Origin of the sequence: Mycobacterium rhizamassiliense, assembly GCF_900157375.1 — a bacterium.
GTDB classification, from domain to species: domain Bacteria; phylum Actinomycetota; class Actinomycetes; order Mycobacteriales; family Mycobacteriaceae; genus Mycobacterium; species Mycobacterium rhizamassiliense.
On the sequence record NZ_LT721901.1, the window covers coordinates 2,246,418 to 2,264,173 of the forward strand.

Annotated in this window: 13 protein-coding genes and 1 pseudogene; 7 read left to right on the top strand and 7 right to left on the bottom strand. The window is 63.1% G+C overall.

Annotated elements, in window-relative coordinates; translation table 11 throughout:
• Positions 1-108: 108 nt before the first annotated feature.
• From MRAB57_RS10965 to MRAB57_RS10980, 4 genes are all read right to left on the bottom strand, one after another.
• The gene (locus MRAB57_RS10965) at positions 109-2,865 is read right to left on the bottom strand and encodes a cation-translocating P-type ATPase (protein WP_077087583.1); all 2,757 of its coding nucleotides are present in this window, start codon (positions 2,863-2,865) and stop codon (positions 109-111) included.
• Between the two features lie 188 nt (positions 2,866-3,053).
• Positions 3,054-4,049: an Acg family FMN-binding oxidoreductase gene (locus MRAB57_RS10970; RefSeq protein WP_077090540.1), complete on the bottom strand. Its 996-nt coding sequence runs from the start codon at positions 4,047-4,049 to the stop codon at positions 3,054-3,056.
• A gap of 109 nt (positions 4,050-4,158) precedes the next feature.
• On the bottom strand, positions 4,159-6,669 hold the full coding sequence (locus MRAB57_RS10975) for a phosphoketolase family protein (protein WP_281254373.1): 2,511 nt from the start codon (positions 6,667-6,669) through the stop codon (positions 4,159-4,161).
• 30 nt (positions 6,670-6,699) lie between these two features.
• A complete protein-coding gene (locus tag MRAB57_RS10980; RefSeq protein WP_077087584.1) occupies positions 6,700-7,566 on the bottom strand; it encodes a slipin family protein in 867 nt (288 codons plus the stop codon).
• A gap of 1,441 nt (positions 7,567-9,007) precedes the next feature.
• Between MRAB57_RS10980 and MRAB57_RS10985 the strand changes: the two genes are divergently transcribed.
• A complete protein-coding gene (locus MRAB57_RS10985) occupies positions 9,008-10,186 on the top strand; it encodes an ATP-grasp domain-containing protein (protein WP_216823735.1) in 1,179 nt (392 codons plus the stop codon).
• A gap of 122 nt (positions 10,187-10,308) precedes the next feature.
• Here the strand turns inward: MRAB57_RS10985 and MRAB57_RS10990 are convergent, their stop codons facing one another.
• The 3 genes from MRAB57_RS10990 to MRAB57_RS11005 form a co-directional block, all read right to left on the bottom strand.
• Positions 10,309-11,559 (bottom strand): phosphatidylserine decarboxylase family protein, encoded by a 1,251-nt coding sequence (locus MRAB57_RS10990; RefSeq protein WP_077087586.1) that lies wholly within the window; start codon positions 11,557-11,559, stop codon positions 10,309-10,311.
• 301 nt (positions 11,560-11,860) lie between these two features.
• Entirely contained in the window at positions 11,861-12,547 is a 687-nt protein-coding gene (locus MRAB57_RS10995; protein ID WP_216823736.1) for a type 1 glutamine amidotransferase, read from the bottom strand.
• A 730-nt stretch (positions 12,548-13,277) separates the two neighbouring features.
• Complete coding sequence (locus tag MRAB57_RS11005; protein ID WP_077090541.1) at positions 13,278-13,997, bottom strand: TetR/AcrR family transcriptional regulator; 720 nt, start codon at positions 13,995-13,997, stop codon at positions 13,278-13,280.
• Between the two features lie 141 nt (positions 13,998-14,138).
• Here MRAB57_RS11005 and MRAB57_RS11010 point away from each other — a divergent pair, with 141 nt between their 5' ends.
• The 6 genes and pseudogenes from MRAB57_RS11010 to MRAB57_RS29160 form a co-directional block, all read left to right on the top strand.
• Positions 14,139-14,588 carry a hypothetical protein gene (locus MRAB57_RS11010; RefSeq protein WP_077087588.1) on the top strand — a complete coding sequence of 150 codons (450 nt, stop codon included), beginning with the start codon at positions 14,139-14,141 and terminating at the stop codon, positions 14,586-14,588.
• 74 nt (positions 14,589-14,662) lie between these two features.
• Entirely contained in the window at positions 14,663-14,836 is a 174-nt protein-coding gene (locus MRAB57_RS11015; RefSeq protein ID WP_077090542.1) for a CsbD family protein, read from the top strand.
• Positions 14,837-14,887: 51 nt separating this feature from the next.
• Positions 14,888-15,067, top strand: a complete 180-nt coding sequence (locus MRAB57_RS11020; RefSeq protein WP_077087589.1) for a DUF6131 family protein — start codon at positions 14,888-14,890, stop codon at positions 15,065-15,067.
• Positions 15,068-15,188: 121 nt separating this feature from the next.
• On the top strand, positions 15,189-15,599 hold the full coding sequence (locus tag MRAB57_RS11025; RefSeq protein ID WP_077087590.1) for a hypothetical protein: 411 nt from the start codon (positions 15,189-15,191) through the stop codon (positions 15,597-15,599).
• Positions 15,600-15,954: 355 nt separating this feature from the next.
• Positions 15,955-16,329: a hypothetical protein gene (locus MRAB57_RS29155; RefSeq protein WP_245835896.1), complete on the top strand. Its 375-nt coding sequence runs from the start codon at positions 15,955-15,957 to the stop codon at positions 16,327-16,329.
• 798 nt (positions 16,330-17,127) lie between these two features.
• Positions 17,128-17,214: pseudogene (locus MRAB57_RS29160) on the top strand (DUF6131 family protein); the annotation flags it as partial.
• Between the last annotated feature and the right edge of the window lie 542 nt (positions 17,215-17,756).

Genomic DNA, 17,756 nt, shown 5'->3' on the forward strand with positions numbered 1-17,756 from the left:
TGCAGCGGGTCACCATCGACCAGGAAAAGGTCGGCGGTGATGACGCCGAGCGGGGCGTGACAGGGGTTGCGGGGCCCGATTCGGCGAGAAGATTGGCGTTCACGGGCTCTAAGGTGCGGTGGGCCGTCGGTGTGCACGATGTCGAAGCCACAGTCGGCGTAATTCATCGGCGCCCCACACGATGCACGGGAACGGGGTCACCAGCATGAGTTGGTCGGCCGGCAGCGCGGCGGTGCCGAGCAGCGGGTGCAGGAAGGGCGTGTATACCAGCAACAAGGCGAACACGATTGCTCCTGCGATGCCCACGAGTAGTGCCGGATTGCTGAATACACCGATCGCGCGTAGCGATGCGTGTTCTGTGCGGGCGGCGAACGCGGTCCCGATCTGGCAGGCGACGATGCCGAGCCACGCCACGGTGGTGGCCTGTTGATAGGAGTGATGCAGCGGCGCGCCCACCCCGGTGGGGTCCCCGGGGTGCCACCCGGCCTGGTAGAGGACGAGCAGGAAGCCGCCCATGACCAGCACCGCTGATATAACGCCCAGGAATGCCCAGGCGCGCAGCAGCAAGGCCCCGCGGATGATCCCTTCCTTGCGTGGGCGCGGTGGCCGGTCCATCAGTCCCGGTTCGGCCGGTTCCCGGGACAACGCGAGCGCCGGCAGGATGTCGGTGCCCAAGTCAATCGCGAGGATCTGCAAGACGGTTAGCGGCAGCGGTATCGCCCCGCCCGAGAGGGCGAACGCCAGAAAGGGCACGACCTCGGGGACGGCGTGGGTGAAAATGTAAAGGATGAATTTGCGAATGTTGTCATAGACTCGGCGACCCGCCTCGACCGCGACGACGATGGTGCCGAAATCGTCGTCCGTTAATACCATTGTCGCCGCTTCGCGGGCTACATCGGTGCCGGAGCGTCCCATGGCCACGCCGATGTCCGCGCGGTGCAGAGCGGGGGCGTCGTTGACGCCGTCACCGGTCATGGCCACCACTTGCCCCTGCGCCCGTAGCGCGTCGGCGATGCGGAGCTTCGCCTCGGGTGAGCTACGGGCGAAAATTATCTCCTCGTCACCGGAAAGCAGGTGGTCGAGTTCGGGTTCACTCAATGCGTCGAGCTGTTCGCCGGTGATGATCTGGGCACCCACTGAGCCGATCCCGACGCGACGGGCTATCTGGGCCGCGGTAAGCCCGTTGTCCCCAGTCACCACGTGGATGCGGATCCCGGCCCGATGCGCCTGGATTATCGCGTCGGCGACCTGAGCCCGGGGAGGGTCGAACAACGCGACCACCCCGAGCAGACACAGTCCATTCTCGATGGCCTCACGGGCCGGGCCGATCACGGTGTCGTCATCGAGTCGGCGACGGGCGATCGCCAACATTCGCAGTCCCTGCGCGGCGTACTCATCGATCAATCCGGACAGGCGGGACCGGTCGGCGTCAGTGAGTTCGCGTTGCCCGCCGTCGATTCCGGCGATACCCGAACAACATGGCAACACTGTTTCCGGTGCGCCCTTCGTATGCACCGCGACGGTTCTGTCGCCTTCGATGTCGACCGTGGACATGCGGCGCAGGTGAGGGTCGAAATGAAACACGGCCCGTCGGCCGGCGTCGCGATCGTGCGGATTTAGGGGTACGCCCAAGGAGCGGGCCACCTCCAGCAACGCGAGTTCCGTCGGATCCCCGGTCGTCGGCCCCAGTGGTTGAGACGCCAGTTCGGCGCTGGTGCACACGGCCGCCGTGTAAGTGAGGACGCGCAATTCGGCGGATCCGGCTGCGTCGGAGCCGTTTTCGAGGTCAATCTCACCGCCGGGCAGCCAAACTTTGGTGACCCGCATCTTGTTCTCGGTCAGCGTGCCAGTCTTGTCCGTGCAGATCACCGTCGTCGAACCCAGGGTTTCCACCGCCGACAGACGCTTGACGACGGCGCCGCGGCGGGCGAGATCGCGTACGCCGACCGCCAGCGCAAGTGTGATGGTGGGCAGCAGCCCCTCGGGGACATTGGCGACGATCAGCCCGATCGCGAACGTCGCTGCGGCCGTCCAGCCCAAGCCGGCCGCAACGCCGGCCGGGACAAATACCACCCCCGCCCCGGCCGCGACCAGCGCGATCAACCAGGCCACCCGCTTGACCTGCCGCTCGAGCGGACTGTCGGCCCGGGTGCTGCGCTGGGTCAGCGCAGCGATCCGGCCGAGCTCGGTGTGTGCGCCGGTCGCGGTGACCACCGCCCGAGCTTCGCCCTCCGTACAGGCCGTGCCGCTGAACACGAGATTCCGGGCCTGCAGCCTGGACCCGGCGGTCTCTACTTGATCAGCGGAACGGGCCGCAGGAAGCGACTCACCGGTGAGTGTGGACAGGTCAACCTCCAAGTCGCCGTCGATCATTCGGGCGTCGGCGCACACGCGATCACCCTCCGAGATCACCAGCACATCACCTGGCACCAAAGTGCGGGCCTCGACTTCGACCCGCTGACGGTCCCGCATGACATGGGCGTGGGTGGGCAGGTAGGCGGCCAGCGCCTCCACGGCCCGTTCCGCCTGAAGTTCCTGAACGAACGCGAAGCCGGCATTCAATACGATCACGGCAACGATCGCCGTCGCCAGGACGGGGGTCCCCGTGAACCAGGCCAGCACGGCCGCGATAACCAGCACCAGGGCGAGCGGGTGGGTGACTTGCTTGAGGAGTTGACCCGGCCACTGTCGGCCGGAACGCTTCGGAAGCTCATTTGTCCCATACACCAATAGCCGCCGTTGCGCGTCGCGGCCGGACAACCCCAATGCGGACGTGCGCAGATCTCGAAACAACGAAATCAGGGGTTCCCTCGGATCAGCTGTCGTCGAGGTCCCGTCGACCTCGCGCGTATCGCTGGAAGTCATGATCGGCCGACAACCTGGTTCGTTGGGTTTGTGAGCAAGGGCGTCCTGCGCATTGGTAATTGGGTATTGCCGAGCGTCACGGTCGGCCCCTTCGCTAGCATCCGGCGGACGGATTTGCGTGTCGTCGACGACATCAGAGTCGGACTTCGCGGGCGCGGCCCGGCCGCGTGTGATGGTCGCGCCACCGCTCAACCACTGGCATCGGGGTGAAACGTCAGAACTTCGCTAAGTGGCCGTCGCGGCGTCATGGGGGGTACCTCGTCCAGGACAGGCGCTTCGCCGACGCGGATCACAAGTTGCGGTATAGCTGCCCGTCCGGTCAAGATGCCGATCAGGTGACGGCTGGCCTGTAGCTCCGTGAGATGGCTCAGTGTGCATGTCGCCATCCCGGCTAGCGTGCACTCCAACAACACGGCGGACAACGCTTCGCCGCACCGGAACGCGTCATCGCGGGTGTCCTCGTCGGTGGACAGAACCAGCACTGTGGACTGGTCTTGTCCAAAGCCGGCGGGCCGCTCGTTGTGAGCGCTAACCGGGAAGGTACGTCCGATGTCGACCCGATTGCTTTCGGCCGCCGATAACAGTGAACTGCGCGGAATTCCATCGGAATTCTCGAAATGACCTGTCCACCAATTTAATTCGGTGTGGTACGAGGCATCGTGCATCCGCAGCGATTCGGTGAGCCGTGAGGCCTCCGCCAGTTTTGGGCGCAGCTCGTCGGCTATCACATCGAGGTGAACTGTGCTGGCGCCGACGGCGTTGTGCAGCAAAGGTTTTAAGGACTCCCAGTTCCTTGGTGCGGCGAAGGAAAGCCGAACCGTACGGCGGTGCGGGATCGCGTCGGCCCGGCGGCGCTGGTCATCGGTGACGGGGCCCATTGGGCTGAAATCGAGTGACGCGAGATGATCGAGGTTATTCGGGTCGGGAAATCTCTCGACGTTGGCAGCCCACCCGGCTGTCGCCATCCCGACGCGTAGATGGTCAAGCACGGCGCCGCAGCTGATGTGCGCCTCCCGCCCCGACTTGTCGGCGGACGAGAGAATCCGGCTGCGGTCGAGGTATAGATGCAGCCCTGCGCCTTGGGTGACCCAGTGCCACGGTTGGCTGTTGTGCAACGACGGGGCCCGGCAGGCCAATTGCACCGCATTCCTGAGTATGTCGGTATCCACCAACGTGTCCGGCATGATCAACCTCCAGTTCGTGTCTGCGTCAGTCCTGGAACTGGGCGCCGATTTCAAGTCCCGACCCGGTTCGGGTGCGTCCGCAGACCGGGGCATCGCGAAATCCGGCGCGTCAGCGGTCACGGCGGTTGTTCCGTACGTCGGACGTCGGCGAGTTGTCGCGCCGTCTCTGGCCGGCGGAGAACTCGGCGAACACTGCACGCCCGCCCATGGGTGGTGTCGATGTTGTTTGCGGTGGATTCCAGGTCCAGTCGCGGATTTCGGGCAGGTCTTGGCCGTGGGTGTTGATGTAGAGGTTGTGTTCGACGAGTTTGTCGGCCATCGCCTGCTTGAGGTAGTCGGCGGTCGCGCCGAGCTGGGGCAGCCGGTCGATGACGTCTGCCACCAGGTGGAAACGGTCCAAGCGGTTCTGCACCCGCATGTCGAAGGCGGTGGTGATGGTGCCTTCTTCGGTGTAGCCGCGCACATGCAGATTGCGGTTGGTCCTGCGGTAGGTGAGTCGGTGGATCAGGCTCGGGTAGCCGTGGAAGGCGAAGATGATGTGTTTGTCGGTGGTGAACAGGGTGTCGTAGTCGCGGTCGCTTAGCCCGTGCGGGTGCTCGGTGGCCGACTGCAACCTCATCAGGTCCACCACGTTGATCACCCGGATCTTCAACTCGGGCAGGTGTTCCCGCAAGATCGACACCGCGGCGAGCACCTCCAAGGTGGGGGTGTCCCCGCAGCAGGCCAGGACCACATCCGGTTCGGCGCCGCGGTCATTTCCGGCCCATTCCCAAATGCCGATGCCCTCGGCGCAGTGGACCACCGCGTCGTCCGTGCTCAGCCATTGCGGCATCGCGCGCTTCCCGGCGACCACGACGTTGACGTAGTGGCGGCTGCGCAGACAGTGGTCGGCAACCGAGAGTAGGCAGTTGGCGTCCGGCGGCAGGTAGACCCGCACAATGTCGGCCTTTTTGTTGACGACATGGTCCAAGAACCCGGGGTCTTGGTGGGTGAAGCCGTTGTGGTCTTGCTGCCAGACGTGGGAGGCGAGTAGGTAGTTCAGCGACGCGATGTCGCGGCGCCACGGCAGTTGAGCGGTGACCTTGAGCCATTTGGCATGCTGGTTGAACATCGAGTCGACGATGTGGATAAACGCCTCGTAGCAGTTGAACAGCCCGTGCCGCCCGGTGAGCAGATAACCTTCCAGCCAGCCTTCGCTTTGATGCTCACTGAGCATCGAATCCAGCACGCGCCCCTGCGGGGCAAGGAATTCATCGTTCGCGGTGGTGCGGGCCTGCCACTGTCGGTCGGTGATCTCAAAGACGGCGCCGAGCATGTTCGACAGGGTTTCGTCGGGGCCGAAGATCCGGAAGTTGCGCGCCTCATCGTTGAGCGCAATGACGTCACGCAGGAAAGTGCCGAGCACGCGGGTGTCTTCGGCCTCCACCGCGCCGGGCGAGGTCACCGTCACGGCGTGGGCGCGAAAGTCGGGCATCCGCAAGTCCCGCAGCAACACCCCACCGTTGGTGTGCGGGTTGGCGCCCATCCGCTGTTGCCCGCGAGGGGCCAGCGTAGCCAGGTCGGGCAGCAGCCGACCGGCCACGTCAAACAGCTCGTCGGGTTTGTAGCTGCGCATCCAGGCGTCGAGTAGGTCGACGTGCCCGGGATGCTGCTCATCGACCAGTAGTGGCACCTGGTGTGCCCGAAAAGTGCCTTCGATCTGCAGGCCGTCGACGACCTTGGGGCCGGTCCAGCCCTTGGGAGAGCGCAACACGATCATCGGCCACCGTCTGCGGGTGGTGTCGCCGGCGGTTCGAGCGTCGCGTTGGATCCCGTGAATGGCCTCCACCGTCTCATCGAGGACGGTTGCCATCAGCTCATGCATCTCTTCGGGGTCCTCACCCTCGACGTAGCGCGGTTCCCAGCCGCAGCCGCGCAGGAACTGGTCCAGCTCTTCGTGTTCGATTCGAGCCAGCACGGTGGGGTTGCTGATCTTGTAGCCGTTCAAATGCAGGATCGGCAGTACCGCCCCATCGCCGATCGGGTTGAGGAACTTGGTGGAATGCCAGGCTGTGGCCAGTGGCCCCGTCTCCGCCTCACCGTCACCGATCACGCACGCCACAATCAGGCCGGGATTATCGAAAACAGCGCCGAACGCATGACTCAGCGAGTAGCCGAGTTCTCCGCCTTCGTGAATCGATCCGGGCGTCGTCGGTGCCACATGGCTGGAAATGCCTCCGGGAAAAGAGAATTGGGTAAACAGCTTCTTCAGTCCGGACTCGTCCTGACTGATATCGGGATAAATCTCGGTGTAAGAGCCCTCGAGGTACGTGTTGGCGACCAGCGCCGGTCCGCCGTGGCCGGGGCCGGCGACGTAGAACATGTCCAGGTCGTACTTTGTGATGACCCGGTTCAGGTGCACGTAGATGAAGTTTTGACCCGGCGTCGTTCCCCAATGGCCGACCACGAGCGGTTTCACATCCGATAGCTGCAATGGTCGTTTCAACAACGGGTTGTCATACAGATAGAGCTGACCGACCGACAGGTAATTCGCTGCCCGCCAATAGGCGTCCATCTTGTGCAGTAGTTCAGGTTCCAGCGTTCGGGTCGTCATTGTCGTGCTCCTTTGGTCGACTCTCATCTACCGCCGCGAGTCGTGGTTCGACGGACTTCATGTCGAGTCCGGAACCCGGCCGTTCGCGGGCAACTGCCCGGGTTGCGTTGACGTGTCAGCCTCATTCGCGATGGTTGGGTGGGGTGAGGGCACTGCGGCACTCTCTCTGGCAAGGAAGGCGCCCAGTTCACCGATCGCACTCATTAAAGGAGCCGGGAACACGATGGTGGTGTTCTTCTCCACGCCGAGTTCGACAAGCGTTTGCAGGTTGCGCAGTTGCAATGCCAACGGGTGCGCCATCATCGTGTCCGATGCCTCACCCAACGCGGCAGCGGCCATCGATTCACCCTCTGCCGCAATAATTTTGGCTCGCTTCTCGCGCTCGGCCTCGGCTTGCCGAGCCATCGCGCGCTTCATGCTGTCGGGCAACTGGATGTCCTTGAGCTCGACTAATGTCACTTCGACACCCCATTCGAGTGTTGCGATGTCGAGGATTTTCCGGATATCGGCGTTGATGGTGTCGGTCTCCGATAGCGCCTGGTCCAGGGTGTGCTGGCCGACGACCTTGCGCAGCGTGGTCTGCGCGATCTGGTTGATCGCGGCGTGGACGTTCTCGATGGCGATCACCGATTTCACCGCGTCGACAACCCGGAAGTAAGCAACGGCCGAAATGTCGACGCTGACGTTGTCGCGGGTGATGATGCCCTGGGACTGGATTGGCATCGTCACAATTCGCAGCGATACTTTAATGAGCCGATCGATGACCGGGATGATTACGGCCAGCCCGGGGTCCTTGACACCCACCACCTTGCCAAGGCGGAACAACACACCCTTCTCGTATTGGGTCACCACTCTTATCGACAGCGACAACGCGATCAGGGCGACGACGAAAAGCACCACAACCAGGATGATCAAAGATTTCATGACGCGTCCTTCATTGATATCGAATCTTGGGGTCGGAACTCAGTCGCGGACGAAGCTGTTGTTGTGCATGAGTCCGCGGGGCAGCCGCCGTCGAGATCTGGGGCGCCAGCAGGTGGGCGGGTTGGGGGAAAGCAAGGGATGCGGTCATGGGTGACCCGACGTGCATTTGATCGTGGCGTGTGAGGGCTCGGAGCCGATACTCCTTGAGTTAGGCGGCGGACGGCCAAACTCATCCCAGACCAGCTGAAATGCTCAGCACTCTTGACACTACGCCGGTTGGACTGCTCATAGCGACCAACTACCTTCGTCAGCCCGCGCAGCTGCTGCTGATTTGACTCGTGCACGGCGACTGTTGACAACCACCTCGTGACGGTTGCTCAAAGACTCGGGCGCCGGGCTTCGGTGTAGATGCCAGTTCCAGCAAGATTATTCAGCGCAGGTATGGCGGAGCTCGGTCAGGTAGCGACCTCCCGCGACCAACTCACGAGTAATACTGGCGGGCAGACAATTGGGTCAGGCTCGACAGTTACTGAAAGTGGGAGCCTCTGTTCAGAGTCGGTTGAACTGTTCTGACGGCCCTTCGGGGGACGGCGAAAACCTACCCTAGCGTCCAGTGCGGTCTTGGTGGCGAACCGTAGGAGGCTCGAAAAGTTTGCTGGTCAGGCGATTTCGGCCGCGAAACCGGCACACCGGAACCGTGTCTGACGCGTGAACAACGTTGAAAAGCACCGTGACTTTTGTATTATGTGACGCGAAATACGTTGTTGCACAGTATATTTGATAGTAGTGGGAACTCTCAACCCGCGTGTGAAAAGTCGTGATGTTCACGCCCTACGTGCTAAATCCCGATGCTCTAGAGGAATGAGAGAGGTTCTCATCTAGCGCCTACAAGCTCGCCGTCGCCGTCTACGAAGAACCCCAACGGACCGGCGAACCCGTCACCATGGTGATCGTCAAGCGCGTCTTCGACGAAGCGGGAGCGACGGCTTCATCAATGGCCGATGGCGAAGTCGCCCATGGCCACGACATGACCAGTGTGGTGGTTGCTGCAGGTGTTGCGTAGTTGGCGGAAAAAACAACATTAGCGATCAGCAACCATCGTATTACCATCTGAAAAGTGTTGCGCAGCAACGCAGTCCCCTAAGAGGGCGATCTGACTCCGACACAACCGGCGGACAGGCCGGGTCTGCAGGCTCTGCGTGATCGACAGCCGGGCGGATGGCGGCGTGCGGTTCGAAGGTCGGCTGACACTCTCCGACGACGCCGATGCGGGCTTGTGCCACGGATTTCATGCTCGGATGAGAACCGACCGGTGATCGAGTTTGACCTCAGACGCCGGAGCCCTGCGCTAGGCAGCCCCTGCGACTCTTGTTCGCGCCTGTTCTTACGTGGCGGTTTGAACCAAGATGGACCCATGAAGGTATTGATCACCAGCTCGCGGATGCCGTTCGCGCTGGGCATGGTGCGCAAGCTCGCGGCTGAGGGCTGCGTGATCTATGCCGCCGACGACCACACGCTGTCGCCGGGGAACCATTCGAAATACCTGGCGGGTCGTTTCGTCTATCCATCGCCGAGCAGCGACACCGCGGGCTTTCTCGCCGAGCTTGAGCGGATCGTCGGCGAGTACGAGATCGACGTGATCATCCCGACTTTCGAAGAGGTCTTCTACATTTCCGCTCAGATCGAGCGGCTCAGTCGGGTCACGAAGATCTTTGCCTCGCCGTTCGCCACGCTGGCCCGTCTGCATCACAAGGGGGCGTTCGCGGGGCTGGTCAAGCAGCTCGGGCTTCCGATCGCCGAGACGGTCCTAGTGACCTCCGGTGGCGAGCTGGGTGAGGCCATCGATCACTTCGAAAGGTACTTCGCGCGCGCCGCGTTCTCGCGCGGCGGGGCCTGCTGTCTGACCAACACTGGTCCGCTGGCCGGCGCGCTGGAGATATACGAGGTCCAACCCACGCGAGCGTCGCCCTGGCTGGTGCAGCCTTTCGTGGAAGGTGAGACGGTCTGTACCTACAGCACCGCTCACCAGGGCCGCGTCAGTGCCCATCTGATGTACCGAATCCCTCGGCAGCGGAAGCACAGCAGTGGCATCCAGTTTGAGGCTATCGATGCGACTGAGTCGCTGAAGCTGATCGAGCCGATCGTGGCCGAGCTGGACTACACGGGCCAGATCTCCTTCGACTTCCTGATTACCGATGACGGCCTTACCTTCGTGGAGTGCAATCCACGCGCTACCGACGGCCTGCTGCTGATGCCCCAAGAAGAGCTGGCGGCGGCGCTGTTCGCCCCCCGGCCCGAGACGTTCGTGCTCGGGCCCGGGCGCCGAGTACAGCTCGCTTTCGCCGTGCTGGCCGACGGCTTCGCTGATCGTTTGGACCGCCTGCCCGCGACGATCGGCGACCTCGCGCAGGTACGAGACGCGGGCAGTGGCTGGCGCGATCCGCTGCCCACGCTGTACTCGACGCTGGCGTTCTGCCATTCCGTCGGCCAGAGTTTCCGCGAGCACATGGGCAAGGTAGTGGCCATCGCCGGAGACATGGCCTGGGATGGCGAGCACATCGACGGAATGTCGCAGGACGACGCGATGCTACTCACCCGCCTCCAGCGCGGCGAATCGTAGGAATTTGCAGCGTGAAGCCAGGGCGATGTTTGTAGGACGCGGGCCTTGAACATGTCTAAGCGTGGGGACCGCCCGCCAATTAGCGTGGTCGGGGTTGGGCGAACCTGGCTGGACAAGCCCGCTCAGGTCCCAGTCTTCCCGGCTTCACGCACTGGTGTGGCGGTGGCGAGCTGTGATCGGACTCGCACCAGCGGCGGGCGGGGGTTTTGTGGCTGCGGGATAGCGGCGAGGGTGAAGTCGGCGACCGCGCCGGGGCGAAAGACCAGGCAGTGCGTGGAGCCGCCGAACTGGAAGTAACCGAGTTCTTCACCCTTGGCGACGTGGTAGCCCGGGGTGATGTTCGGGTGGATGTTGCAGGAGGAGACCTCCACCATGCCGACCGGCACGAAGGCCAGCAGGCCGATGACCGGATCATCGCATTCAATGAGGAAGATCGCCCGCGCGGCGACATGGGCCAGGTAGGACTGCGAGTCGGTTTCGGAGTAGTAGGTGCCCTCCTTCAGGAACGCCCGCACGATCGTCCCGGCGACCGGACTGTGCCACCGGTGGTAATTGGTGGCGCTCAGAAAGCCCTGATAGACGGTCCCGCCGACGAACTGATCGACCGACTCGTCATTGGCCAGCATGTCCTGCAGCGAATACGGTCGGCTCTTGATCCAGAACCGGTCCTGGCGCTGAACGTCGGTGCTGATCCGGTGCGGCGTGCACTCACAGGCACTGACGATCACCGTGTCGTCCTCTGGTGAGGCGACCGGGCGTGCACCGTCGGTGAAGCGTCGGGTGAAAAAATCATTCCAGGAGACAAAGCCCCAGTGCTCGTCGTGCGGGTCGTGTTCATACTGCTCGATCCCCACCGCCCGTTGGGCCGCAGCACACTTCCAGCCGGTGGGCGAGTCGTTGAGCACGTACAGCGAGTCGGGGCCGCTGAGGAACTCACACCACGCGGTCAGGATCTTCTTCAGCATCGCGTTGATCCGTGGGTCGCGGAAAGCGGCCAACCCCGCCGGGGTTGACGTCGCCCAGTCCAAGATCGCGCCCAGCGGGATGGTTACCACGTTCTCGCCGAACTCGGGCGCCATGGTCAAGACCTCATTGATCAGGCGCACCAGCTGCGACACACTATGCAGGTGCCGTCTGCGGTACCGCTTGGTTCGCGGCACTTGGGCGATCATCTCGGTGACGTACAACCGCACCACCGGGTCGGTGTCTATCAACTTTTGGAACTCAGTAAGCACGGGATGCAGCGCTACCTGCTCACCCTTTGCTTCCACCCGCTCCCGGTGGCCCTCAAGCCAGGACTCCAAATCGTCCTGATCCGGTGGCAACCAGCCGGCCCGGCGCTGCACATCTCCACCATCGGAACCAGCCGCCATGTCCCCAAACCTAACGGAAACGGTATCCCTCAGATAGTTCTGCTTCTTGTCGCCAACCACAACTCGTGGCCCGCTCGGCATCAACTCTTCAGATGGCGGTACGCAGTCGCCCGTTCGATCCGAATGGTGCCGAGCGCTAAGTTGGGGTTTGGTGGTGGCAGTTTCCGGGCGCGGAGGAATTGCCGGGACGCGGCATCACGTTCGAGTTCGACCTCGCCAGCGGAGCCATCGTGGCGCCATGCCGAGCACAGCTATCTGTACTTCGGCCTGAACAATGGGGCCAGCGCAAGAGTTCCCATCGTTACAACCGAAATACCCGGTCTAGGTAGCCCGCGACGAGCGCGTCTGCGCGGCCGCGTGCCGCGGCGGCCTGCCGGCCAGCCTCTGCGAGCAGTTCCGCTCGATCTACGACGTGGGGGTGGGCTCGCCTAGCTTCCCCGTTGTCCAACCAGCGCTTGATTCCGGCCGTGGTTACCTCCGGATGGAATTGCACGCCCAGGCTGCGGCCGACCCGGTATGCCTGCACCGCAGCGGCATTCCTAGCCAATTCGATCGCGCCCGGCGGCGGGGTGAAACTGTCGTTGTGCCATTGGAACCACGGGCCGGCCGGGATCAGCGCCGGTACGTCGGAATCGATACACACCCAACCGACTTCCGGGTCGTCGGACCGGGCAACCGAACCGCCCAGTGCCCGCGCCAGTACCTGGGCGCCGAAACAGATGCCGAGTACGGCGCCGCCGGCCGCGACCGCCCCGGACAGCCACCGTAGCTCGGGTATTAGCCATCGGCCGATGCCCGCGTCGTCATAGGCGGCCCACGGCGCGCCCAGCACCACCAGGAGGTCGTAGTTCGAACCGTCCGGAAACGACACCTCGATGTTGGGTGAGTAATGTTGATCGGCAGGCACCACCAGGAATTCATCCACCTTCCAGCTCCGATCGGACAGCGCGTCGCCGATCAGGCCGGTGGACGACACGGCGTCGTGCAAGACACACAGCGCACGCACGGTTACTCCCGTCAGTGAGTGGTCACGTGGATTGGGAACCGCTGGATCCCGTTCGCGAAGTTGCTACGCACCCTGCGACGTTCCCCCGCCAGCGCGATGCGCTTGATTCGGGACCACCAGCGTCTCGAACATCAGCCGGAATTCCAGGCGGTCTAGGTGATTGCCCAGCCAGAGATATGGACTTCCCTTTTCCGGAGACGGCAGCATCTGCCGAGCTGCCCCGCTCATCGGCCAGCGTCAGGCCAGGCGGCGGCGACATCGTAGGCGTCCACCGGAGCGTCGGCCGATGCGACGAACGCACATCACCTGCTGTTCACGCTCAACCACGCCGACCACCTCCTGAAGAATCGCTTCGCGCTGCTGGCTTTTCACTCCGGTCCTCGTCCAACCACTGCCCCCCGGTCCACGAACTCCGTAATGTCGACCTTATTGTCCTGTCCAGAATTGTCCTCCGTGTCTCGTCCGCAGTCGAGGCCAACTACGGCGCGAGATGGCCGCCGCGACAAATTCCTTTCTCGACGGGGCGTTAATGTCGGCGCGGGTGGTGATACTCGCGCCCGTCGACACCAGAGCCTCTGTAGCGCCAAGTCGTCCCTATCACCGCGTCGGCAAAATTCGTTCGTTTTCGCGAGCGTTGGGGCGGGCCATCACGGTCCGCGGACCAGAATCGCTTGGGCCGCTTCAGGCTATCGGTCGCGGTGGTCGGCGTCGCTCAGGTGGTTGGGGGTGTTCTCGCTGGTTGAGTGAGAGTTTCGGCGAGGCCGGCGAGAACCAGGTCGAGGCCTCGGTCGAGTTCGGCGGCGCCGTCGTAGGAGGCGAGGGCTGCGGCGAGAGCACGTAGGTGGGGGAATTCGGTGATCGACAGTCGGTGCAGACCGAGTCGCAGAACGTGGTCTGTTTCTTCGGGTCGTTCGACGATCTCTTGCAGTTCGTTGACGACGTGACCGTGCAGGTAGGCGAAGAGAACGCGGTAGATGTGCAGGGCGTCCTCGCCGGGGAACCCGGCAGCGACGAGCAGCGTGAGGACGTCTTCGAGCGGTCGTAGCGTTCCGGGCGGTCGTTGTCCGAGTGGAGTGGCTAGCGGCCGCGTTACCAACAACGGCACGACGTTGGGGTGCGCTAGCGCGAGGCGCCGGAAGGCGTGGGCGACAGTGCGCAGCTGAGCGGCCCAGTCCGCGTCGGTGGTGTCCACCGTGAGCTGGCTGAGGACGAGTTCAGCGACGCCGTCGAGGACGGCGGCTTTGTTGGGTAGGTGCCGGTAGAGCACCGTCGTGTCGCGATTTACAGCATCGCTGAGGCGGCGCATGGATAGGCCATCCACACCGTCGCGGTCGACGATATCTAGCGCAGTCTGCAGGATGAGCCCGCGGCTGATCTGGCGGCCGTCTGAGGCGCCGGCTGTCACGGAGGGGCCTGCACCGTCAGCAGTCATATCGGGAACAGTCGGCTCTTCCATCGGAGCACCTCCTCTTCGTCCGAAGTCACTGTAGACCAACGGTGTCTGTCAACGCTGTTGACATACGGTCTAGCTGGGTGTGTACTGGGGGCTCTAGCACGGAATTAGAGGCTTGCCATGATCGTCATCGTCGGATTGGTCATTCTGTTCGTCGCCGTAATTGTCGGGACCATCGGGGTGCTGGGCAATGCCGGAGCCGCTCATCCGTTGGCCGAGAACTTTTCCGTGCTCGGCTATCACGTGACCGGGTCGACCGGCACGTTGTTCCTGTCTGGGATCGTGGTCGGCGCCGTGGGGATCCTGGGTCTGAGTGTGTTGTTGGCCGGCGCCCGGCGCAGTGCCAACCGTGGGCGCGATGCCCGCCGCGAGCTTGCACGCTCTCAGCGCGAGACGGCATTTGTGAACCGTGACCGTGCCCTTCTACTTGAAGGCCAACCCGGCACGCACACCGCATCGGCGTCGGATTCGACAGCAGGTACTCCCGGCGGGGAAAGGGTTTCCCCGCTCGCTCGCTGGGCGCGTCGTCGGCAAACGATCGACCACACGCACGTCGACGTAGCCCAGTGAATAGACCGCGTCGCTTGAGATCGCTCAGCCCGCCGTCGCGGCCTGGCATCACCGAAGAAATGAAGGAATCCGTCATGAGCATCGCCAAAAAGCTCGCCCACAAAGCCGAAGCCGCCAAAGGTGCCACCAAGAAGGTTTTTGGCCGCGCCACCGGCAACACCCGGCTGCGCACCGAGGGCCGCGCCGATCAGGCCAAGGGCAACGCCAAACAGGCAGGGGCAAAAGTCAAAGACGTCTTCAAGCACTGACCCCCACTTCCCATGTATTTCTGCACAACCATCGAAACTAGGTAAACACCCATGATCGTTCTCGGAATCGTCCTCATCGTCTTGGGACTCATCCTCCCCAGCCTCGTCCCGACTTTCGCCTTCGCCCATCTGCTGTTCGTCGTCGGGGTCATCCTGCTCATCGTCGGCCTGGTACTGCTGGTCGCGGGACGGACGGGACACGCCATCGGCGGACGCCGCCACTACTACTAGACCCCCTGCACGCCGGCCCAATCCGGTCGACGGCTCATGATTACTCGCCGCGTGGCCGGACGAAACTCCGGCTGGCCGCAACGCGACCATCGACACCGCTTCACCAACATAAGGAGCCGACATGGCAACCAGCACAATTGTTTTGATCGTCATCGCCGCGGTCGTGGCCATCCTGCTCATCGCAGCGCTGACGTGGGCGGCGCGCAACAAACGCAACCAACATCGCCGCATCGAAGCAGGCAAAATTCGCGAGGACGCTCAGCAGGAAACGCTGTACGTCAAACAACGCGAAGCCCTCGCCGAGGAGACCGCCGCCAAAGCCCGTGCCGCCCAGGCCGAAGCCGACGTCAAAGCGGCTCACGCCTCCGGCCTGCAACAACAAGCTGCCGTGCACCGCGGTGAAGCGGTCACCTCGCGCGAGCACCTCAACGAGCAATGGGACCGTGCAGACACGCTAGACCCGGCGTCCCCAACCTCTGACACCAGCGCGGTCGCCCACGACGAACCACAACCCACAGCCGGGTCTCGTTGAACCCGGCGCACCTCGCCACCGCGGCTCACCCCCTGCTCAGCGATACCAACACCCACCCTGGAGAGTATCCACACACCCACGATCCGGCGGTGATGTGACGAGCGCCGCGAGACAGATCGCACAGAACAGCATCTTCGAGTGCGCCGCCCGAGCCGCCAGAGTTACGTAGTCGGGGGCCGCCTGTGGCCTGCGGTGGTCGAATCCGATTTCCTCGGGAACACACGGAAACACTTTGATTCCAATAGGCAAGGTCCCCAAGGGTTTTACACACTTCGCCTGGGTAGCCCCGACCACCCGTGCGGGAATGCCGCCGAGGCCGTGCATGACACCCCTGGGCCAAAGGAGAACGATCGCAATGAAGTCCGACGACGAACAACGAGATACCTTCGGCGAGAATGTCCTTCATGTAGGTGCTGGCTTCCACGAAAAGGAGCACCCGCATGTATTGGAGACGTTGTCGACGCTTGGTCCGCACCTGCTGGGACGATGGGATCCGCGCGACATTGATGTGGAAGTGTCGTTGCAGGACCGCGGCGGCAAGGAGCAACGCGTCACTTTGCGTACGAGCTTGCCCGGCTGTGCGCCGCTAGTAGCGGTCGCTGAGAACCCGGACATCACCCCCGCTCTCAACGAAGCAAAGCGCGAGCTGATCCGGCAACTCGAACACCAGAAATCGGCGCGCGACCCCATGAGCAGCCGCGGTCGCCATAGTGCCACGATCCGCCATTAGCCACCTCCACGCCATTCAAGATCACCCGATTTGCAATGCAGGTGAACACCGCCCATGAGCCCGCGTTAGTGGGCCGACAGGAGACGATCATGACGTACAACGCCGAAGCGGGTATTAGCGGCAACGATGCCGCCGTGGGCACATCAACGCGAGCAGCTAGCGACACGCAGTACTTGACCATCCACGAAGTACTCCGTGCAGGTAGAGCACGCACGGTAGGGCGCAAAGAGATGGTTGCGGCCCAGTCGTCGTGGGATTCCGAAGGCGGGGCACACGAAGCGGGGAAGTAGCGACGCAGCACCGCCCGTTGGGACTGTGCGCAGCGACCAACAACCTCATGAATCCCGGGTGAGTCTGGGCTCAGCGATAGACCGTGCACGTCAATATCAAGACGAACTGTCAAACTAATTGGGCTGGTGGATATTTGAACAAGCAAAAACCGGGGCGGCGACGACGCCTGCACCGCGCTCGGCGGTCAAGTGCCGGAGGTCTCCGAAGGGGGAGCATTGCTGTTGCTAGGTCCTTCAGCCAGTCCGGAAGAGTTTGGCTGTACGCCGCTGAACTTCATGAGCGTTCGCTCGCGCCGCAGCTTCCGATATCCGCCCACGTGCCGCTCTTTCCTTGACCACGTGACCGGCGACCGAACGAGAAACAACTATGCAGACGAAGCCGGGATTACAACCCGGCCGCGCACGAAGGACGCGTCGATCTGGCCTGGGTAATGCCAAACTGGCCGGGGCCCAAGCTAAATGACGCCTTCAACACACACCCAAGCGGCCCTCCGCCCGAACGGGGCTCCTCCTCCTCCCGATCCTGTTCCCTACCTTCGCCTTCGCCCATGTTGTTTTGGTCCTCGGCGTCATCCTGCTCGTCGTCGGCCTGTTGCGGCCGCCGCCATTCCTATTGAGCGGCCAGAGTTACTCGGCTCGGCGGCTCGGCTCGGCCAGCCAACTTCTGGCGGCAACAAGCCGCTTGTCGCCGGGAGGTAACGAACCCTCGCGACCGACTCGTCGAAAAGTATTGGCGGGCAGACAAATTGCGGTATCTCTGGCCAGACATCAGAGATGCTTGCCGTTTAGACGGAGCTGCAAAGCCGTAGCCAGCTGTTGCCTCGCCTATCGATAAGGCGCCTGTCGTTGGCTTGGCCGGCGTACGGGTTCGATAGGGTTCCACCGACGGACTCTTGGTCAAGACACGACCATCCCGTCGAAACCGAGGATCCAGTTAGAGCCGGAGCGGGCGTCGTTGTGGCCAACAACGGTGTGCAGTAATCGGCCACTCCGGGTCGCTGGTCGTCATCCGGGTTTAACCCTGTTGAGGGCGAGCCGATGTTGGAGTACTGGTCCGCCTAGGGACCACACCAGCCGACTGGCCCGACGGTACTGTCGTGCAGCCGTTACGCTCGCCCGGCTGCCTCCTTCGAACAC